Source organism: Brevundimonas sp. NPDC090276 (genome assembly GCF_044772165.1).
Taxonomy (GTDB): Bacteria; Pseudomonadota; Alphaproteobacteria; order Caulobacterales; family Caulobacteraceae; genus Brevundimonas.
On the sequence record NZ_JBIVYK010000001.1, the window covers coordinates 393,056 to 411,910 of the forward strand.

Sequence of the window (18,855 nt, forward strand, 5' to 3'; positions counted from 1 at the left end):
CGGGCTCGGGCGGACTGTGTTCGGCCTCGGAAGTCCGGGCCGCTGCAAGATGCGGAAAGCAGGAAGGAAGCGGCGCCTCTTACAGCCCTATCGTCGGAAAGACCAGCGGGGCGGTTCGATTGTGCGTCAGGCGGGTAAAATGAGCACGATCGTGGCCAGCGCAAGGCCGCCGATCAACAGGGCCGACAGGGCGGCGACGGCGGCCACGCGCGGCCCGGCGCGGACCACGGCGCGCGGATCGACCATCAGGCCCAGTCCGGCCATGGCGATCAGGGTCATGGCCGTGACGCTGGCTTGCAGCGGGGGCAGGACGACCTCGGGGATCAGGTTGGCCGAGCGCAGACCCATCAGGATCAGGAAGACGAGGATGAACCAGGGGGCCATATGGTGCAGCTTGGGGCGCTTAGCGCCTTCCACCTTGCCGGAACGCAGCAGGCCCAGAACCAGACAGATGGGGCCCAGCATCAGGACGCGCACCAGCTTGACCACGGCGCCGGTCTGTACGGCCAGCAGCCCGGCGGGGGCGGCGGCGGCCAGAACCTGGGGCACGGCGTAGACGGTCAGGCCGGCCAGGACCCCGACCTTGACGGCGTCAAAGCCCATCAGAGCCCCGACGACCGGGACCAGCAGGACCACGGCGATGCCCAGGACGGCGGTGAAGCCGATGGCGGCGGCCACGTCCTCGCCCTCGGCCTCGATGACCGGGGCGACGGCGGCGATGGCCGAGTTGCCGCAGATGGCGTTGCCGCAGGCCACCAGCAGGGCCATGGCCGGCGGCAGGCCGAAGGCACGGCCCAGGGCGTAGCCGCCGATAATGGCCAGAACGACCACGCCGACGATGGCCAGCAGCAGGACGGGCCCCAGCGCCATGACGGCGGCGCCGGAGACTGTGGCGCCCAGCAGGGCGACGGCGACCTCCAGCAGGGTCTTGGCGCTGAACTGGACGCCGGGCGTCCAGACGTTGGACGGGGTCCAGAACAGGCGAATGGCCGCGCCCATCAGGATGGCGATGACCAGACCCTCGACCCAGGGGTGGCCGAACAGTGAGGTCTCGATCAGTTGCAGGCCGAAGGCGACCGCGCCGACCCCGGCGCTCAGCAGGACGCCGGGCAGCAGACGGGCCAGGCCGCGCAGGGGGGCGGACTGGCTGGAGTGGGCGTGGGCTGGGTGATGGGCGGTTGTCATAGCTCTGCATCATCTGCTCCGGCCTCTGATCGATCCAACGGATTGTTCTGGATTTAATGATCGATAAAAGCGATTGATTGCCCATGACGCTGGAACAGCTCCGCATCTTTGTCGCCGTGGCCGAGCGCCTGCACATGACGCGGGCGGCCGAGGCGCTGAACCTGACCCAGTCGGCAGTCAGCGCGGCGGTGGCGGCGCTGGAAGCGCGGCACGGGACCCAGTTGTTCGACCGGGTGGGCCGGGGGCTGGCCCTGAACGCCACCGGGGCGGCCTTTCTGCCCGAGGCGCGGGCTGTGCTGGCTCAGGCCGAGGCGGCGGAACGAGTGCTGGACGATCTGGCCGGGCTGAAGCGGGGCACGGTGCGACTGTTCGCCAGCCAGACCATCGCCGCCTACTGGCTGCCGCCGCGCATGGCGGCCTTTGCGCGCAGCTATCCGACGATCGACCTGCATCTGGACATCGGCAACACCCATCGGGTGATCGAGGCCGTGCTGGCGGGCGAGGCCGAGCTGGGTCTGATCGAGGGGGCGTTCGAGGCGTCGCGGGTCGAGAAGGTGCGGATGGACGCGGATCGGCTGGTCGTTGTGGCGGCGCCGGGGCATCCGTTCGCGGGGCGGGACGCGCCCCTGTCGGCGGCGGAGTTGAAGGGGCTGGACTGGGCCTTGCGGGAGGAGGGGTCGGGGACGCGCAGCGAGTTTGAGGCGGCCTTGCCGCGCGGCGTGGCGGCGGGACTGCGGGCCGTCCTGACGCTGCCGTCCAACGAGGCCATCCTGTCGGCGGTGGCGGCGGGCGGGCTGGTCACGGCGATTTCGGAACTGGCCGCCCAGCCCCTGATCGAGGCGGGGCGGCTGGTCCGTCTGCCGCTCGATCTGCCCGAGCGGCCGTTTCATCTGCTGCGCCACCGCGAGCGGCGGCCTAGCCGGGCGGCGGAAGCTTTCGCTTCCGCTCTCTAGGAAAGGACGGGGGCTTTCGCCTCCGCGCTTTAGAAGTCCTAGACCTTGGCCGAGCGGCTGCGGATCCAGGAATAGAGGGCGCCGGTGAGGACCGCGAAGGCGATCAGACCGGCCCACATGGCGGGCCACATCGTGTCCTTGGGCAGAAGCGCGAACGGCGCCTCGTTGCGGGTGCTGACGATGACGGCGGCGGTGAAGACGCCGAACAGGCTTTCGCCCACGATCAGGCCGGACGCCAGAAGCACGCCCATGCGGCGGCCCACGTCGGCGAAGCGGGTCGTGGCGATCCATTTGTCGTAGGCCCAGCCGCAGACGGCGCCGACGACCAGCATGGTGGTGACGGCGGCCGGCAGATAGACGCCGATGCCGGCGGCCAGAGGCGGCAGCTTGACCTTGTCCTTGGTGGCGCCGCGCAGGACGACGTCGAGGATGATGACCAGCACGCCGACCACGGCGCCGATGCCGATCAGGTCCCAGCGCAGTTCGCCGCTGATGACGCCCTTGGCCAGGGCCGAGATCAGGGTGGCCTGCGGGGCGGCCAGGGTCTGCGAACCTTCGACGATGGCGGGCGGGCCGCCTTCGAAGCCGAAGGCCTGATTCATCATGTCCAGGACAAAGGGGATGACCAGGGCGCCGGCGACGACGCCGACCAGCAGGGCCGTCTGCTGACGCCAGGGCGTGGCTTCGACCAACTGGCCGGTCTTGAGGTCCTGCAGGTTGTCGTTGGAGATGACGGCCACGGCGAAGACCACGGCCGTGACGATCAGGGCGAAGGCGATGATCGACGGATCGGCGGGCACGCCGGCGATGGCCATGACCCCCAGCATCAGCAGGGAGGCGATGATGATGGCCAGGATGCCGACGCCGGAGACGGGGCTGTTCGACGAACCGATCAGGCCGGCCATGTAGCCGCAGATGGCGGCCACGGCGAAGCCGATGACCACGACATAGATCAGGCCGCCGATGACCAGCAGCGGGGTGGAGCCGGCCAAGGCCGTGCCCTGGGCGAAGACGGCCAGCAGGACGGCGATGCCGACCAGGGCGGCGACCGACAACAGGCCGACGATCTTGATCGGGATGTCCTGCTCGGTGCGGTCCAGAACCTCGCCGTGGGCGCGCCTGGTCTGGGCGGCGATGGCCGAGGTCAGGCCGGCGACCAGGGGGGCGGCCAGCTTGGCCAGGGTCCACAGGGCGGCCACGCCGATGACGCCTGCGCCGATGAAGCGGACTTCCTTGGCCCAGACGGTCATGGCCAGTTCCTCGGCCGGGGCGCCGGCGGGCAGGCTGGCGGCGATCGAGGGGATGCCGTGGGCCGCGGCCCAGGCGACGAACTCGGGCGAGGTCAGGATGGGGACGAAGATCAGCCAGGCCAGAACCAGGCCGAACAGCTGGGTCAGGCCCACGGCCAGACCGATCAGGTGACCGGCGCCCAGAAGCGCGAACTGCATGGAGAAGCCGACGCCGGTGGCGCCGCCGCCCAGAGCAGCCGGCAGGCGCAGGAAGGCTGTGGTTTCAGCGGCGAAGACGCGCGCGGCGGCCAGGAAGGCGAAGAAGGCCGAGGCGATGGCGCTGCCGATGACCACGAACAGGCCCGAGCGGTTCTCGCGCACGGCCTCGGCGGATTCATCGGCGCCCGGCGAGCCGACCTTGAGCACCTCGGCGGCGGCGACGCCCTCGGGGTAGGGCAGGCCGCCCTGCACCACGAGCGTCCGGCGCAGCGGAATGGAGAAGGTCACGCCCAGCACGCCGCCGAGCACGCAGATGGCCACCGACTCCCAGAAGGGGAAGTTCATCCACCAGCCGATCATGACCAGACCGGGCAGAACGAAGATGATGGAGCTCATGGCGCCGCCGACCGAGGCGACGGTCTGAACCGTCATGTTCTCCCAGATGGTCGAACCCTTGAAGGCGCGCAGCAGGGCCATCGAGATGACCGCCGCCGGAATGGCCGAGGCGAAGGTCAGGCCGACCTTCAGGCCCAGATAGGTGTTGGCCGCCGTGAAGACCGCCGCCAGCAAACAGCCCAGGATCAGGGCGCGGATGGTCAATTCGATGCGTTTGCCGGCGCCGGCGGGTTTGTCTGTCATGGGCGGTTCTTTCCGTTGTCGCGCCGGAGGTAAGCCCGAAAGCATGGCCGTGACAACGGGTCGCGGCGAGAACGCCGACGTCCGCCTCGCGTGAACGCGGGCGGTGGAAGGGCCGGGCGGGACGCCGGGCCTTCGCCCGGAGAGGATGGAGTTTACCGTTTCGACGAAGACGCAGCGCCCCGCGCGAAGAGTTGTTCATGAGCTCGGGGCAGGCGCCGGTCTTATCGGCTACCCCCGGCGCCCATGACGGGCAGGCCGCACCGGCGTGCAGTCCTGGAACGGTCCGCGTAACCCCCGCGACCCTGACCGGAACCTCTCTGACGGACGGGTCGAACGCCCCGTCGCTAGGCCCCATCGATGTCTTGGCATGATGCTGTGGTCTATCGCCCTTCGGGCTACTTGAGACCACGGAACGACAAGCGAGGCGTTCGTCCCGTTTCATCGCTCGCGAAGCATCCTGAACCGCCCGCCCGATCCGTCGCCGCTTTCCGCTGGGCGCTCCCTTGCCCGGCGCGCGCGATGGAGGGCGAACAGTCCGACAAGACCCCCGTTCTCTCCGCTCCCGCCGCCGCTTCGGTTCGCCGGCCGAGCGAGCCCTCCCTTGCGACGGGGCGGGATGTGAAAGCGCACGCGTTTTCCTTCTCCCGCAAGGGGAGAAGGATTAGGCTTCCCCCATGCCTGAATTACCCGAAGTCGAAACCGTGCGGCGTGGTCTGGAGCCGGTGCTGGAGGGAGCGCGGTTGAGCGCGGCGCGTCAGAACCGGCCGGACCTGCGCTTTCCCTTTCCCGAGCGGTTCGTCGAACGGCTGGACGGGGCGACGGTGCTGCGGCTGGACCGGCGGGCCAAGTATCTGCTGTTCCTGCTGTCAACCGGCGAGACCTGGGTGACGCATCTGGGCATGACCGGGCGTTTCACCCTGGAGGGCGTGGCGCCGGGGATGTTCGAGACCGATGCGCCGGTGGTCGGCAAGCACGAGCATATGAGTTTGACGGCGGAGCGGGCCGGGGTGCTGACCCGGTTGGGCTATGCCGATGCGCGGCGGTTCGGCTTTATGGGGTTGATCCCGACCGAGGCGGTCGAGGGCCATGCCTGGTTCGCCAACCTGGGGCCCGAGCCCCTGGGCAATGCCTTTTCCGCGGCCCATCTGGCCGAGGCCTTTGCGGGCAAGGCGCAAAACATCAAGGTCTCGCTGCTGGATCAGAGCATCGTGGCGGGCTTGGGTAATATCTATGTCTGCGAGGCGCTCTATCGGGCGCGCATCTCGCCGCTGACCCCGGCGGGCAAGGTCAGTCGGCCCCGGCTGGAACGGTTGGCGACCGAGGTCCGCAATGTCCTGGCCGACGCCATCACGGCGGGCGGTTCGACCCTGAAGGACTTCGCCAATGTCGAGGGCGGTCAGGGCTATTTTCAGCATCGCTTCGACGTCTATGGCCGCGAGGGCGAGCCGTGCCGGACCGAAGGCTGTTCCGGCGTCGTGGCCCGCGTGGTCCAGGGCGGGCGCTCGACCTTCTTCTGCCCGGTCTGCCAGAAGAAGTGATGTGTCGAAAAAAACCGACGCGATGTAAAAAATAATAGACATCATGTCTGCGCCATGCGACATCGCCTCATCGCTTGGATCAAGGAGGAGGCGGCAATGTCGTTCAGGGAAAAACTGTCGTGGGGCGTGTTGCTGACCACCTCGGCGGTGTGGAGCTTCTATTTCGTCCGCCTGGGGCTGAGGGCGGCCGACGGCCTGCTGACCCAGGAACTGGTGCTGTGGACCATGGGGGTCTGCATCGGCTTCAGCCTCGCGGCCCATGTCGGCTTTTCTATTCTGGCGGCGGTCAGCACCTCCAGGGCGGAGCGCGGCGTCGTCGATGAGCGCGAGCAGGGCGTGGCCTTGCGGGCCAGCCAGGCGGCGTTCCTGACCATGAGCGCGGTGCTCGGCGGGCTGGCGGCCTTCGCCTATGCCTATGCCCGCAAGCATCCGGACCTGCTGGGGGCGGAGGCGCTGGCGCCTGCCATGTTGCTGGCGGCCAATGGGGTGATCTTCGCCCTGGCCCTGTCCGAGGTGGTGCGTCACGCCACCCAGATCACCCTGCTGCGCCGGGTTGGTTGAGCCGGCCATGAAAAGGAGCGCGTCATGAGCTTTCGCGAGAAGCATCTGTGGGTGGCCATCGTCGCCGGGCTTGCGGTCTGGGGCGCCTATGGCTGGAAGTTTTTTGAGCGGGTGCTGGCGGGGGGCTTGAAGCAGGCCGACTTCGCCGCCGACATGGGCGGGCTGTTCATTCTGGGTCTGGTCGCAGTGGTGGTGCTGGAGACGGGGCTGACGGCCCTGGCCATGCTGACGACGTCCAAGGCCGAGCGGCGGGCGCGCGACGAGCGCGAAGGGCTGGCGACCCTGCAGGCCAGCCATGTCTCGCTGATGCTGCTGATCGGCCTTCTGGTCACGGTCTCGGCGGTCGCCTACGGCGTCGGCTTCTGGGGCAGCGTGAAGCCCGAGGGGCTGGCGCGGTGGATGATCCCCGGCAATGGTCTGGTGCTGGTCGCCAATGCGGTGCTGGGCTGCATCATGCTGTCGGAACTGGCGCGCTGGGCCCTGTCGCTGGCCCTGCTGAAGCGGGGGCGGTGATGGGCAAGGCGCCGCCACCTATAAAGAACCGCATCCGCGAACTGCGCTTTCACGCCAACGAGATGACCCAGGCCGATCTGGCCGCGCGCATCGGCATGACGCGTCAGACCATCGTGGCCATGGAGCAGGGCAAGTACTCGCCCAGTCTGGAGGCCGCCTTCCGCATCGCCCAGGTCTTTGGCGTCGAGATCGGCGAGGTGTTCCAGTGGGAGGGCTGAGGCGCTAGACCTCCTGCGAACAGATATAATGAGGAGCGCCCGATGGCCGACGCCTATTCCACCCTGCTGATCGAACGCCACGCCGACGGCTATGCGGTCGTCACCCTGAACCGGCCAGAGGCGCTGAACGCGCTGAACACGACCCTGACGGGCGAGCTGGGCGATTTCCTCGAGAGCGTGGCCGACGATGACAGCGTGCGTTGCGTGGTCCTGACCGGCTCGGTGAAGGCTTTCGCCGCCGGCGCCGACATCAAGGAGATGGCGGATCAGGCCTATGCCGACATGTATCGCGGCAACTTCTTCGCTCGCGCCCATGACCGGGTGGCCGGGTTCAGGAAGCCGATCATCGCGGCGGTATCGGGCTATGCGCTTGGCGGCGGCTGCGAGCTGGCCATGCTGTGCGACTTCATCATCGCCTCGGAGACGGCCAGGTTCGGTCAGCCCGAGATCAACCTGGGCGTGGCGCCGGGCATCGGCGGCTCGCAGCGCCTGACCCGGGCCGTGGGCAAGGCCAAGGCGATGGACATGTGTTTGACGGGGCGGATGATGGACGCGGCCGAGGCCGAGCGTGCCGGTCTGGTGTCGCGGGTGGTGGCCTCCGATGTCCTGCTGGACGAGGCGCGGGCGGCGGCGGCGAAGATCGCCGGCCAGTCGATCCTGGCGGTCATGGCCAACAAGGAGCTGGTCAACGCCGCCTTCGAGACCACCCTGACGCAAGGGGTGGTGTTCGAGCGCCGCCTGTTCCACTCCCTGTTCGCCTTTGAGGACCAGAAGGAGGGGATGGCGGCCTTCGTCGAGAAGCGCAAACCCGCCTTCACGGGGCGCTGAAACCCAGGCCCTGATTCAATTCCGGCCGTGTCGCGTTGACCGGCCGGAGCCTTTCCGCTATAGCCGCCCGCTCTTGAGATTTCCTCGCCGTGGACGTGGGTTCGCGGCGTTTTCGTTCGAAGGTTTTTACCCGATGGCCAACAATGCAGGCGCCCGCAAGGCGATCCGCAAGATCGAAGCGCGGACCGAAGTGAACAAGGCCCGCCGTACGCGCGTTCGCACCTACCTCCGCAAGTTCCAGGAAGCTCTGGCCGGCGGCGACGTCGAAGCCGCCAAGGGCGCCTTCATCACGGCTCAGTCGGAACTGATGCGCGCCGTGTCGAAGGGCGTGGTTCACAAGAACACCGGCTCGCGCAAGGTCTCGCGCCTGGCCGCCCAGCTGAAGAAGCTGTCGGCCGCCTGATTTAGACGGCGTCGCGGACGGGCTTTCACGGCTTTGTCAAACGACGTCATCTGAGGCGTTCGGATGACCCGTAACGGGGTTGTCGCAAGAAAATCTAACGATTTCAACGGCGAGGAAGCGCAAGCTCCCTCGCCGTCTTGCTGTTCGGCGCTAAGTCTCGAGCGAAATCCGACGGAATCCAGCGTTAGCGAATGGGGCGAAATCGCCATTTTCCCAAGCGCTGCCGGGGTTTGCCGGAGTCAAACAATTTAAGTGCGAATCTCGACTCGAATCAGCGTTGATCTCCGCTCCGCTGTGCGTAAGTTCGAGGGGTAACGCACTTCCATCCAATCTGGATGAAGGCGAGGGAAATCAAAGGTTTCCCTCGGCGGGAGATGTCTGTCTGTGAGTACGACCCCACTCGCGAAGCCTGGCTTCGCGGGACAGGAGAAGTCGTCCCGGATTTGGCCGCTTCGAAGGGCGTTCGTTCGGTGGACTAAACTTAACTCTGGCGGGTGTCTGAGATGATCGGGGGCGCAGTAATGACGGGCATGACGGATCCTGACCGTATCTGGTCCGAGGCGGCGGGCCGCCTGAAGGCTGAGATCGGCGACGGGCCCTTCAGCAGCTACATCGCGCCCTCGGCCGTGCGCCTGGATGCGAGCGGCAATCTGATCCTGGTGACGCCGACCGCCTATGCGCGGGACTGGGTGCGCAAGAACGCCCTGCGTCGCATGAACGAGCTGTGGCTGGGCCTGGACGGCCTGTCGCGCCGTCTGGACGTGCGCTGCCGCGCCGAGGTGGGCTCGCCCGCCCCGGCGACCGCCTTCCCCGCCGGCGAGGCCCCGCGCCTGGCCTCGGTGGGCGGCGTGATCGCTCCCGCTCCGATGTCGGTCCAGGCCGCCGCCATGGCCGCCTCCGCCTTCGCCCCGGCGACGGACGGCGCTCGCGCGGTCCGCGCCGCCGGCCTGCAGGAACGCCTGACCTTCGACAGCTTCGTCGAGGGCCAGGGCAACGCCTTTGCGCTCGCCATCGCCAAGCAGGTCGCCAGCTGGGCCGACGGCCACTTCAACCCGGTCTTCTTCTGCGGACCCTACGGCTACGGCAAGACCCACCTGCTGAACGCCATCGCCTGGGAGGCGCAGCGCCTGCGCCCCGACGCCAAGGTGGTCTATCTGACCGCGGAACGCTTCCTGTCGACCTTCGTGCGCGCCATGCAGGACCGCTCGACCGCGGCCTTCAAGGAAAGCCTGCGCTCGGCCGACATGCTGCTGCTGGACGACGTCCAGTTCGTCGGCGGCAAGACGAGCACCCAGGAAGAGCTGCTCAACACCCTGACCTCGCTGATCGAGGACGGCAAACGCATCGTTCTGTCGGCCGACCGCGCCCCGACCGCCCTGAGCGACGTCGAGCCGCGCCTGCGCAGCCACCTGGCCGCCGGCCTGACCTGCCCGGTCGAAGCCGCCGACCGCAGCCTGAAGGTCGCCGTGGCCCAGTCGCGTCTGAGCGCCCTGGCCCGGCTGGGCGTCGTCTCGGGCGAGGCCCGGACCGACGTGCTGGAGCATCTGGTGGACCGCACCCCCGGCTCGATGCGTGAGCTGGAAGGCGCCGTGAACACCCTGGCCGCCGTCGCCGGCGCCCGCCTGTCGGCTCTGACCGTCGACGAGGCCCAGAGCCTGCTGGGCGTCGCCCTGCGCGGCGGTCCCGAGCGCCGCATCACGGTCGATGAAATCCAGAAGACGGTCGCCGACCACTTCAACCTGAAGCAGGCCGATCTGCTGAGCGAGCGCCGCACCCGCGCCATCGCCCGCCCGCGCCAGATCGCCATGTACCTGTGCAAGCAGCACACGACCCGCTCCTATCCCGACATCGGCCGTCGCTTCGGCGGACGCGATCACACGACCGTCCTGCACGGCGTGCGCAAGATCGAGGAGCTGATGCCGAAGGAAGAGCAGATCGCCCGCGACGTCGAGGCCCTGACGCGCAAACTGCGCGGATGATCGGGGAAGCGTCGCGCAAACTGCGCGGCTAAAGCTTCCACTGAGGGCCTGTGGATAGCGGGGGCAGACGTCGTCGGATGTCGGCCCCCCGTTGCCCCCGCCGCTCAATGCGCTAGTGTTCCAGCCCATCCTTACGGCGACGCTGAAAAGGCGTCGCGGCCCGGGCGAGACCACATGCAGCTGACCATCGAACGTTCCGCGCTCCTGAAAGCCCTCGGGCACGTTCAGAGCGTGGTCGAGCGCCGCAACACCATTCCGATCCTGTCGAACGTGCTGCTGAGCGCCGGGCGCGACCGCCTGTCCTTCGCCGCCACCGATCTCGACATGGAGATGGTCGACGAGGCCGAGGCCCAGGTGAACGTCGAGGGGCAGATCACGGCCCCCGCCCATACCCTGTATGAAATCGTCAAGAAGCTGCCGGACGGCGCCGAGGTCTCCCTGACCTATTCGGGCGACGATCCGCGTCTGGTGATCTCGGCCGGGCGTTCGCGCTTCAACCTGCCGGTGCTGCCGGCCGGCGATTTCCCGGTCATGTCGACGGAAACCTCGGGCGCGCGCTATAGCCTGCCCAAGGAAGACCTGGCCCGCCTGATCGACAAGACCCGTTTCGCCGTCTCGACCGAAGAGACGCGCTATTATCTGAACGGCCTCTATCTGCACACGGTGTCCGACGGCGGGATTCCCCTGCTGCGCGCCGTGGCCACCGACGGCCACCGCCTGGCCCTGGCCGAGACCCCGGCGCCGGAAGGCGCGGCGGGCGGCCCCGGCGTCATCGTGCCGCGCAAGACGGTCGATCAGGTCCGTCGCCTGCTGGACGACGGCGCCGGTTCGGTCGAGGTCCAGGTTTCGGCCCAGAAGATCCGCTTCGAGTTCGGCCACGCCAGCCTGACCTCCAAGGTCATCGACGGCGCCTTCCCCGACTATCTGCGCGTCATTCCCAAGGGCAACGACAAGCAGGCCGACATCGACAACGCCCTGTTCGCCAAGGCGGTCGACCGCGTGGCCACCATCTCGGCGGAGAAGAGCCGCTCGGTGAAGCTGGCCTTCGACAACGACCGGGTGAAGCTGACGGTCCGCAACATGGAAGCCGGCCAGGCCGAGGAAGAGGTCGAGATCGGCTATTCCGAGGAGCCGTTCGAGATCGGCTTCAACGCCCGCTACCTGCTGGACGTCGCCGGTCAGATCACCGGCGAGACCGCTCACTTCAAATTCGCCGATCCGGCCAGCCCGACCCTGGTGCTCGATCCGGCCGACGTGGGCGTGCAGTACGTGCTCATGCCGCTGAGGGTATGATCGAAAGCGCCGCTCACGCCGAAGGTCTTGCCTGGAGCAGCAGCCCGTTCGAGTACGGGCTGATGCTCCTGCTCGCCGCCCTTTTGGCCGGCGTGATTTCCTTTCTTGCACCGCTGGCTCCCGCGTCTTTCGCTTTCGCCTTTGTCGGCCCGTCGGTGATCGCGGGTTACGGCGTGCTTGGCCTTGTGCGGCCGAGGCAGGTGTCTCTCCAGTCGGAGTGCATGGTCATTCGACCTGTGCTCGGCAAAGAGAGACGTTTTGAGCGCGCGGACATCGTTGAGGTCAGAGAAGTCATGACGCCGCCTCTGGGTTCATTGATAGCGCGCGTGCGTGACCAAAAAGGCCGAACCAAAGGCGTGGTCGTGCAGAACCGACTGGTTTTGGCCGACGTGTCTGTCCGGCATGGCGGCAGAACCGTGGGTATCATTTCTTCAGTTCGCGGGCGTCGCCTTGCCGAATGGGTCGGGGGTGATTGTCCCGGCTCGAGCGCTTGATCCGCTCTCTCGCCCTCACCGACTTCCGTTCTTATGCGAGCGCCAGCCTGCCGGTTTCCGGCGGGGCCGTGGTGCTGCATGGGCCGAACGGGGCGGGCAAGACCAATCTGCTGGAGGCCATCAGCCTGCTGACCCCCGGCAAGGGGCTGCGCGGCGCGACGGCGCAGGAGATGGGGCGGCGCGAGCCGGGCGAGGCCGTGGGCCGGGCCTGGGCGGTCATGGTCACGCTGGATGAAGACGGCGAAGAGGTGCGCCTGGGCACGGGGGTTCAGATGCCGGGCGCCGCGCGGCGCATCGTTCGCATCGACGGCGAGACGGCGCCGCCTGGACGGCTGCTGGACCATCTGCGTCCGGTCTGGGCCACGCCCGAGCAGGACCGGCTGTTCTCCGATGCGCGAGCGGGGCGATTGCGGTTTTTCGATCGGCTGGTCTTCGCCGCCGATCCCGATCATGCGGCGACGGTCTCGACCTATGAAAAGGCCCTGCGAGAGCGGCTGAAGCTGCTGACCGACGGGGCTGAGGGCCGGCCCGCCGATCCCCTGTGGCTGGACGCCCTGGAGGCGCGGCTGTCCGAGGCCGGGGCGCGAGCCGCCATGGCGCGGACGCGGGCTCTGGCGGCGCTGCAGGCGGGCATCGATGCGCGCGACGATCGGCCCTTCCCTCAGGCCGACCTGGGCCTGACCGGCGCGGCCGAGGAGATGGCGGCGACGGGGGCGGACGAGGGGGATATTCTGGCCATGCTGGGCGAGGGCTTCATGCGGGCGCGAGGGCGCGACGCGGCGGCGGGACGCAGCCTGTTCGGGCCGCATCGCTCGGACCTGACAGCCATCCACCGCGAGAAGAACCGGCCCGCCGCCGAAGGGTCCTCCGGCGAGCAGAAGGCCCTGGTGCTGAACCTGATCCTGGCCCAGGTCGGGCGCCTCTCGGGCCAGAAGGCGCAGCCCGTCCTGCTGCTGGACGAGGCCCCGGCCCATCTGGACGAAGCCCGCCGCGCCGCCCTGTTCGACGAGATCGAGGCCTTGCAGTTGCAGGCCTTCATGACCGGCACCGAGCGCAGCCTGTTCGCCGCGCTGGAGGGGCGGGCGCAGTTCGTTTCGGTGGAAGGCGGCGGCCTGTCCGGCTGACCCTAAAGGCTCGCTTTTCCCGTCAAATTTCCTATATGTTATCGGCGTCGGGACGCGGTGATTTGCGATCTGACGCGGACGGCTGGAAGGCCGTCTTTTCCCCGTCCGTCCGCGGACCCTGAGCCGACGTTTTCATGACCGACCAGACTGAGACTTCGCCGGAATACGGCGCCGATTCCATCAAGGTTCTCAAAGGCCTGGACGCAGTGCGCAAGCGCCCCGGCATGTACATCGGCGACACCGACGACGGCTCGGGCCTGCACCACATGGTCTATGAGGTGGTCGATAACGCCATCGACGAGGCCCTGGCCGGCCACGCTGACCTGGTGACGGTCACCTTGAACGAGGACGGCTCGGTCACCGTGACCGACAACGGGCGGGGCATCCCGACCGCCATCCACGCCGAGGAAGGCATTTCCGCCGCCGAGGTCATCATGACCCAGCTGCACGCCGGCGGTAAGTTCGACCAGAACTCCTACAAGGTGTCCGGCGGCCTGCACGGCGTGGGCGTGTCCGTGGTCAACGCCCTGTCCGACTGGCTGGAACTGGTCATCTATCGCGACGGCAAGAAGCACAGCGTCCGCTTCGAGCGCGGCGAGACGGTGCGCTCGCTCGCGGAAGTCGGCGTCGCGCCGATGCGCGAGGACAAGGGTCGTCTGCTGACCGGCACCGAGGTCACCTTCTACCCGTCCGTCACCACCTTCAGTCACATCGACTTCGACCTGAAGACGCTGGAGCATCGCCTGCGCGAGCTGGCCTTCCTGAACTCTGGCGTGGTCATCAAGCTGTCGGATCATCGCGGCGCCGAGCCGGTCGAGATCCTGCTGCACTATGAGGGCGGCGTCGAAGCCTTCGTGCGCCACCTCGACAAGTCCAAGACCCCGATCCTGAAGGACGTCATCGTCATTCGCGGCCAGAAGGACGGCATCGAGCTGGACCTGGCCCTGTGGTGGAACGACAGCTACCACGAGACCATGCTGTGCTTCACCAACAACATCCCGCAGCGGGATGGGGGCACCCACCTGTCGGCCTTCCGCGCCAGCCTGACCCGCGTCATGGGCAGCTATATCGAGAGCTCGGGCCTGGCCAAGAAGGAGAAGGTCGCGCCGACCGGCGAGGACGCCCGCGAAGGCCTGACCTGCGTCCTGTCGGTCAAGGTGCCGGATCCCAAGTTCAGCTCGCAGACCAAGGACAAGCTGGTCTCAAGCGAGGTGCGCCCGGCGGTCGAGAACCTGTGCTCGGAGGGCCTGTCGACCTGGTTCGAGGAGCACCCGGTCGAAGCCAAGATGATCGTGTCCAAGATCATCGAGGCCGCCTCGGCGCGCGAAGCCGCCCGCAAGGCGCGCGACCTGACCCGCCGCAAGTCGGCGCTGGAAATCTCGAGCCTGCCCGGCAAGCTGGCCGACTGTCAGGAACGCGATCCGGCCAAGTCCGAACTGTTCATCGTCGAGGGCGATTCCGCAGGCGGCTCGGCCAAGCAGGCGCGCAACCGCGAGAACCAGGCCGTCCTGCCCCTGCGCGGCAAGATCCTGAACGTCGAGCGCGCGCGCTTCGACCGGATGCTGTCGTCGGACCTGATCGGCACGCTCATTCTGGCGCTGGGCACCGGCATCGGTCGCGACGACTTCAACGCCGACAAGCTGCGCTATCACAAGATCATCCTGATGGCCGACGCCGACGTCGACGGCGCCCACATCCGCACCCTGCTGCTGACCTTCTTCTATCGTCAGATGCCGGAGCTGATCGAACGCGGCCACGTCTACATCGCCCAGCCGCCGCTCTATAAGGTGTCGAAGGGCAAGCAGCACCGCTACGTCAAGGATCAGGCGGAGATGGACGCCTACCTGATCGAGGAAGGCTGCGCCGACGCCGAGCTGGACCTGTCCAACGGCGAGCGCCGCATGGGTCTGGACCTGCAGAGTCTGGTGCGCGAAGCCAAGGCCTTCAAGGCCCTGGTCGACCGTCTGGCCGCCCGCGCTCCCGCCTTCGCCATCGAGCAGGGGGCCCTGGCCGGCCTGTTCACCGAGAGCGCCGGCGAACTGGAGACGCGCGCCGCCAACGCGGCGACGCGCCTGAACCTCTACGCCGAAGAAGGCGACGGCCCGTGGTCGGGCGATCGCGCCGAGCAGGGCGGGGTGGTGTTCAGCCGCGTCCGCCGCGCCGTCAGCGAGACCATCGTCCTCGACGAGCAACTGGGCCGCTCGCTGGACGCCCGCCGTCTGGCCGAACGCGCCGCCACCTTCGAGGGCCTGTTCGACCAGCCCGGCGTCTATCGCCGCAAGGACAAGTCGACGACGATCCGCGGGCCCCTGGACCTGCTGAACGCCGTGCTGGACGCCGGCAAGAAGGGCATGGCCATCCAGCGCTACAAGGGTCTGGGCGAGATGAACCCCGAGCAACTGTGGGAGACGACGCTGGACGTCAACGCCCGCACCCTGTTGCAGGTCAAGGTCGAGCACGGCGACGACGCCGACGACCTGTTCGCCAAGCTGATGGGCGACGTGGTCGAGCCTCGCCGCGAGTTCATCCAGGACAACGCCCTGGACGCCGCCGTCGACGTTTGACGGTGTTCTTCGAGGGGCTCGAGTTGTGAAAAGGGCGGGGGAGTGGATCCCCCGCCCTTTTTGTTCAGCGCGTGGACGTCGAGGCTACTTGCCCCGTCCGCCATCGATAAAGGCCTGGATCGACGGCGATGTGCGGTCCGAGCGCATGCTTTCGCAGGCTACGCCCCTGATGTAGGCGACCAGGCTGTCGGCTGGAACGTCTTCCCAGGCGGCTTCGGGATCGGGGAAGCGGTCCGTGACTGCGCCGTCGGGACCGAACTGCGCCTCTTCCGTGATGCGGGCCTGATTGGCGCTGCAGCGGAAGGCGTAGGCGTCGATCTTGTGGCTGTAGTCTCCGGCCGTTCCCTGAACGGGCACCCGGGCGACGTTGACGGTAGTGTCGTCGCCGACAGTGCTTATGCTGGAGATGTCGGCGAGATAGGCGAAACGCGCGCTGGACGAAACGCCGTTCCATTCTTCGGCGGCGGTCGCGCTGAAGCTGAGGGCGGTCGCGGCGAGAACAATAGGCAGGGCGATAAGGTATTTCATTTTTTCCTCCCCAGGATGGGAGGACTTCACACCCGCGCCGGTGAAAATTCAACTGCCGCGGTCTGTCGATGAATTGTCGTTATCGTCGCCTAGGTTGTTTGGATGAGATTCTTCCTTCTCGTCCTCACGCTCGTCTTGGGGCTACCTGCGTCGATGGCCTGGGCGGCGCGGGCCCCGGCGCCCTTCATCTCGGATCGGATCGTCGTCGAAGCGCGGGGCGAGGGGGCGGACGTGATCCTGATTCCCGGTCTGGCCTCGACCTCGGCGGTCTGGGCGCGGACGGCCAGCGCCCTGGAGGGGCGGTATCGGGTGCATCTGGTGACTGTGCGCGGCTTCGGGGCGATCCCGCCGGGCGGGAACGCCGAAGGCCTGGTCGGCGGACCGGCCGCGGCGGAGATCCGGCGCTATATCGTCGAGAAGGGCCTGACGCGGCCCGCCGTCATCGGCCATTCCATGGGCGGGCAGATCGCCCTGCGGGTCGCCGCCGACGCGGGGCCGCGCGTGGGCCGGGTCATGGTGGTAGACGCCTCCCCCTTCTTTCCGTCTCTGATCAATGCGGGGGCGACCACGGGCGACGTCGAGCCTCTGGCGCGACTGGCCTATCAGGGCATCCTGCTGTTCGGAGACGAGGCGCTGAAGACCCATGCGGCAAGCCTGGGGGCGGACATGGGTGGAGCGGCGGACAATCTGTTCGGCTCCCTGGGCTGGCAGGGCGGCGACCGCCGCACCCTGGCGCAGGGTCTATACGAGGTGATGACGGTCGACTTGCGCGCGCGCTTGCCCGCCATCACCGCGCCGGTCACGGTGGTCTACGGTTGGAGCGCCGACGATCGCAGCCCGCGCAGCCAGATCGACGGCCTGTTCCGCGCCGGCTACCGCTCGCTGCGCACGCCGGCCGCCTTCGAACGGATCGAAGGGGCCGAGCACATGGTCATGATCGACCAGCCGCGCCGTTTCCAGGCAGCGGTCGAACGCTTCCTGCGCTGAGGTTTCAGCGCGGCTGAAGCGCGCGGATCGAAGCCAGAAGGCCCGCGTCGTCGGTCATGTCGCCTTCGATGACATACTGGGGGCGCTGCGGCTCGTTGTTGCCGCGTGCGCGGCCGCGATAGACCTTCATCGGCACGGCGATTTCGGCCAGGCCGCTGGGCAGGACGGGTTCGCGGATCTCCATGTAGACGGTGTCGGCCGAGGTTTCGCGACCGACCTGGAGGGCGCCGACGGTCTTCCACAGATCGACGGCGTCGAGGCAGGCCGAGCCGCAGCTGGAATCGGTCAGGACATAGACCCGGCCCGCCATCAGTTGCGGCGCGGGCGGCGGCGGGGCGGCGTCGGTCGGCTTTTCATCATTGGCGCTGCGCCAGTAGATCTGGCCGGCGGCCTGGGCCGCCTTCATGCCGTTGATGGCGTCTTCGGCCCAGGTGATCAGCTCCGGCTGGCCGTTCGTGGCGCGCAGCTTGTCCAGGAAGGCGGAGATTTCGGCGATATTGCCGTCCGAGGCGCGCCATTCGACGGCTTCGATCGCCGGTTCGGGGTGGGCGGCCATCCAGGCGTCGCCCCACAGGACCTGGGCCATCAGCTGGCTCCAGTGCGAGGAGCCGCCGCCGTTGCCGCGCAGGTCCAGCACCACATAGGGAGCGGCGCGCAGGGCGTCCTGCTTGGCCTTCATGTCGGCGACCAGGGCCGTCAGCTCGGCGTAGTTCTCGCTGGAGGGGTCGCCGTTGAAGGTGGGGGTCGAGATCCAGAAGCCGCCATCGTCGAAATGCTTCAGGGCGAAGTCGGGCCGGGCGCTCGGCGCCAGCTTCGTGCGGCGATCGCTCAGATCATCGGGCGTGGCGCGCCAGTCGAGGGCGTAGGTCTTGGTGGCGCCGTCCGCCTCGAAGCGGCAGGATTTCATTTCGGTCTGCCAGGGGTTTTCGGCGCTGATGAACAACCAGTCGCCGAAACGGGTCTGGATCGCCTCCAGGAACCAACGCCCCCTGAACTGGCCGATGCGCTGCTCGGACAGGGTGGCGGCGCTCACGCCGTCGCAGTCGATCAGCTTGGCGCCCAGCGGCGGGGCGGCGGCGTCGGCCTCGTCGCGGTTGGCCACCACCTGATCGGCGCCGCGATAGACGGTCAGGAAGCCGGGCCAGCGGGTCGGGAAGCCGAAGTCCCTCTGGGTCATGCTGATCTGGACGTGGCCGTCCTGGAAGCTGGCGACATAGGCGCGCAGCGCCCACCACCAGCCACCGGCGTCGGTGGTCGTCTTGGCCCGCTCCAGCGCCGCCGCCAGCCCCTGATCCAGGCGGGCGCGGAACTGGGGATTGAGCGGATCATGCGTGCCGGGGTGGCTGTCGATCATGATGTCATGCAGGGCGGTCGCGTCCCGAACCAGGGTCGCGGACCAGTCGCGCGGCTGAAGCATGGGCTTGGACATGTCAGTCGTCGCCGCGTCCTGGGCGAGAGTCTGCGTCGCGCCCGCCATCGCCAGACAGGCGACGCCCGCAGCCAGAAATCGTTTCATGCCTCACCTTTCGATCTGTCGTGAAAATGTGTCGCGTCGTGCGGGTTTCCACCAGTTAAGCTTTGGTCATGACGCCTGTTCGCT

17 protein-coding genes are annotated in these 18,855 nt (G+C 67.9%); 13 read left to right on the plus strand and 4 right to left on the minus strand.

Annotated elements, in window-relative coordinates:
- Nucleotides 1–126 precede the first annotated feature (126 nt).
- A complete protein-coding gene (locus ACIQTU_RS01850) occupies nucleotides 127–1,185 on the minus strand; it encodes a YeiH family protein (protein WP_400541469.1) in 1,059 nt (352 codons plus the stop codon).
- A gap of 83 nt (nucleotides 1,186–1,268) precedes the next feature.
- Between ACIQTU_RS01850 and ACIQTU_RS01855 the strand changes: the two genes are divergently transcribed.
- Nucleotides 1,269–2,138 carry a LysR family transcriptional regulator gene (locus ACIQTU_RS01855; RefSeq protein WP_400541472.1) on the plus strand — a complete coding sequence of 290 codons (870 nt, stop codon included), beginning with the start codon at nucleotides 1,269–1,271 and terminating at the stop codon, nucleotides 2,136–2,138.
- A gap of 38 nt (nucleotides 2,139–2,176) precedes the next feature.
- On the opposite strand, the gene ACIQTU_RS01860 is transcribed toward ACIQTU_RS01855, so the two are convergent.
- Nucleotides 2,177–4,225, minus strand: coding sequence for an OPT family oligopeptide transporter (locus tag ACIQTU_RS01860; protein ID WP_400541475.1), 2,049 nt, complete (start codon nucleotides 4,223–4,225; stop codon nucleotides 2,177–2,179).
- A gap of 674 nt (nucleotides 4,226–4,899) precedes the next feature.
- Between ACIQTU_RS01860 and mutM the strand changes: the two genes are divergently transcribed.
- The 11 genes from mutM to gyrB all read left to right on the plus strand — a co-directional run bounded on the left by mutM (nucleotide 4,900) and on the right by gyrB (nucleotide 15,740).
- Nucleotides 4,900–5,763 (plus strand): bifunctional DNA-formamidopyrimidine glycosylase/DNA-(apurinic or apyrimidinic site) lyase, encoded by an 864-nt coding sequence (gene mutM / locus ACIQTU_RS01865; protein WP_400541478.1) that lies wholly within the window; start codon nucleotides 4,900–4,902, stop codon nucleotides 5,761–5,763.
- 96 nt (nucleotides 5,764–5,859) lie between these two features.
- Nucleotides 5,860–6,324 (plus strand): hypothetical protein, encoded by a 465-nt coding sequence (locus ACIQTU_RS01870; RefSeq protein WP_400541481.1) that lies wholly within the window; start codon nucleotides 5,860–5,862, stop codon nucleotides 6,322–6,324.
- Nucleotides 6,325–6,348: 24 nt separating this feature from the next.
- A complete protein-coding gene (locus tag ACIQTU_RS01875) occupies nucleotides 6,349–6,837 on the plus strand; it encodes a hypothetical protein (RefSeq protein ID WP_400541484.1) in 489 nt (162 codons plus the stop codon).
- Complete coding sequence (locus tag ACIQTU_RS01880) at nucleotides 6,837–7,055, plus strand: helix-turn-helix transcriptional regulator (RefSeq protein ID WP_400541486.1); 219 nt, start codon at nucleotides 6,837–6,839, stop codon at nucleotides 7,053–7,055. Before ACIQTU_RS01875 ends, ACIQTU_RS01880 begins: the two co-directional genes overlap by 1 nt.
- Before the next feature lie 42 nt (nucleotides 7,056–7,097).
- Complete coding sequence (locus ACIQTU_RS01885; protein WP_400541489.1) at nucleotides 7,098–7,883, plus strand: enoyl-CoA hydratase; 786 nt, start codon at nucleotides 7,098–7,100, stop codon at nucleotides 7,881–7,883.
- Between the two features lie 133 nt (nucleotides 7,884–8,016).
- Entirely contained in the window at nucleotides 8,017–8,286 is a 270-nt protein-coding gene (rpsT, locus tag ACIQTU_RS01890) for a 30S ribosomal protein S20 (RefSeq protein ID WP_292085084.1), read from the plus strand.
- A 521-nt stretch (nucleotides 8,287–8,807) separates the two neighbouring features.
- Complete coding sequence (gene dnaA, locus ACIQTU_RS01895; RefSeq protein WP_400541492.1) at nucleotides 8,808–10,265, plus strand: chromosomal replication initiator protein DnaA; 1,458 nt, start codon at nucleotides 8,808–8,810, stop codon at nucleotides 10,263–10,265.
- Between the two features lie 174 nt (nucleotides 10,266–10,439).
- On the plus strand, nucleotides 10,440–11,558 hold the full coding sequence (gene dnaN, locus ACIQTU_RS01900; RefSeq protein ID WP_400541494.1) for a DNA polymerase III subunit beta: 1,119 nt from the start codon (nucleotides 10,440–10,442) through the stop codon (nucleotides 11,556–11,558).
- Nucleotides 11,555–12,052: a hypothetical protein gene (locus tag ACIQTU_RS01905; protein ID WP_400541497.1), complete on the plus strand. Its 498-nt coding sequence runs from the start codon at nucleotides 11,555–11,557 to the stop codon at nucleotides 12,050–12,052. Before dnaN ends, ACIQTU_RS01905 begins: the two co-directional genes overlap by 4 nt.
- Nucleotides 12,049–13,176 (plus strand): DNA replication/repair protein RecF, encoded by a 1,128-nt coding sequence (gene recF, locus ACIQTU_RS01910; RefSeq protein WP_400541500.1) that lies wholly within the window; start codon nucleotides 12,049–12,051, stop codon nucleotides 13,174–13,176. The genes ACIQTU_RS01905 and recF overlap by 4 nt, the downstream gene beginning before the upstream one ends.
- A gap of 134 nt (nucleotides 13,177–13,310) precedes the next feature.
- A complete protein-coding gene (gene gyrB, locus ACIQTU_RS01915) occupies nucleotides 13,311–15,740 on the plus strand; it encodes a DNA topoisomerase (ATP-hydrolyzing) subunit B (RefSeq protein WP_400541503.1) in 2,430 nt (809 codons plus the stop codon).
- An 84-nt stretch (nucleotides 15,741–15,824) separates the two neighbouring features.
- Here the strand turns inward: gyrB and ACIQTU_RS01920 are convergent, their stop codons facing one another.
- On the minus strand, nucleotides 15,825–16,268 hold the full coding sequence (locus ACIQTU_RS01920) for a surface-adhesin E family protein (protein ID WP_400541506.1): 444 nt from the start codon (nucleotides 16,266–16,268) through the stop codon (nucleotides 15,825–15,827).
- A 231-nt stretch (nucleotides 16,269–16,499) separates the two neighbouring features.
- On the opposite strand from ACIQTU_RS01920, the gene ACIQTU_RS01925 reads away from it, so the two are divergent.
- Nucleotides 16,500–17,255: an alpha/beta fold hydrolase gene (locus tag ACIQTU_RS01925; protein WP_400541509.1), complete on the plus strand. Its 756-nt coding sequence runs from the start codon at nucleotides 16,500–16,502 to the stop codon at nucleotides 17,253–17,255.
- A gap of 4 nt (nucleotides 17,256–17,259) precedes the next feature.
- On the opposite strand, the gene ACIQTU_RS01930 is transcribed toward ACIQTU_RS01925, so the two are convergent.
- Nucleotides 17,260–18,771: a peptidase S41 gene (locus tag ACIQTU_RS01930; protein WP_400541512.1), complete on the minus strand. Its 1,512-nt coding sequence runs from the start codon at nucleotides 18,769–18,771 to the stop codon at nucleotides 17,260–17,262.
- Between the last annotated feature and the right edge of the window lie 84 nt (nucleotides 18,772–18,855).

Excerpts from the sequence above, each read along its gene's own strand:
- ACIQTU_RS01850 (WP_400541469.1), bottom strand. The coding sequence starts at position 1,185 with ATGACAACCGCCCATCACCCAGCCCACGCCCACTCCAGCCAGTCCGCC.
- ACIQTU_RS01855 (WP_400541472.1), top strand. The coding sequence starts at position 1,269 with ATGACGCTGGAACAGCTCCGCATCTTTGTCGCCGTGGCCGAGCGCCTG.
- ACIQTU_RS01860 (WP_400541475.1), bottom strand. The coding sequence starts at position 4,225 with ATGACAGACAAACCCGCCGGCGCCGGCAAACGCATCGAATTGACCATC.
- mutM (WP_400541478.1), top strand. The coding sequence starts at position 4,900 with ATGCCTGAATTACCCGAAGTCGAAACCGTGCGGCGTGGTCTGGAGCCG.
- ACIQTU_RS01870 (WP_400541481.1), top strand. The coding sequence starts at position 5,860 with ATGTCGTTCAGGGAAAAACTGTCGTGGGGCGTGTTGCTGACCACCTCG.
- ACIQTU_RS01875 (WP_400541484.1), top strand. The coding sequence starts at position 6,349 with ATGAGCTTTCGCGAGAAGCATCTGTGGGTGGCCATCGTCGCCGGGCTT.
- ACIQTU_RS01880 (WP_400541486.1), top strand. The coding sequence starts at position 6,837 with ATGGGCAAGGCGCCGCCACCTATAAAGAACCGCATCCGCGAACTGCGC.
- ACIQTU_RS01885 (WP_400541489.1), top strand. The coding sequence starts at position 7,098 with ATGGCCGACGCCTATTCCACCCTGCTGATCGAACGCCACGCCGACGGC.
- rpsT (WP_292085084.1), top strand. The coding sequence starts at position 8,017 with ATGGCCAACAATGCAGGCGCCCGCAAGGCGATCCGCAAGATCGAAGCG.
- dnaA (WP_400541492.1), top strand. The coding sequence starts at position 8,808 with ATGACGGGCATGACGGATCCTGACCGTATCTGGTCCGAGGCGGCGGGC.
- dnaN (WP_400541494.1), top strand. The coding sequence starts at position 10,440 with ATGCAGCTGACCATCGAACGTTCCGCGCTCCTGAAAGCCCTCGGGCAC.
- ACIQTU_RS01905 (WP_400541497.1), top strand. The coding sequence starts at position 11,555 with ATGATCGAAAGCGCCGCTCACGCCGAAGGTCTTGCCTGGAGCAGCAGC.
- gyrB (WP_400541503.1), top strand. The coding sequence starts at position 13,311 with ATGACCGACCAGACTGAGACTTCGCCGGAATACGGCGCCGATTCCATC.
- ACIQTU_RS01920 (WP_400541506.1), bottom strand. The coding sequence starts at position 16,268 with ATGAAATACCTTATCGCCCTGCCTATTGTTCTCGCCGCGACCGCCCTC.
- ACIQTU_RS01930 (WP_400541512.1), bottom strand. The coding sequence starts at position 18,771 with ATGAAACGATTTCTGGCTGCGGGCGTCGCCTGTCTGGCGATGGCGGGC.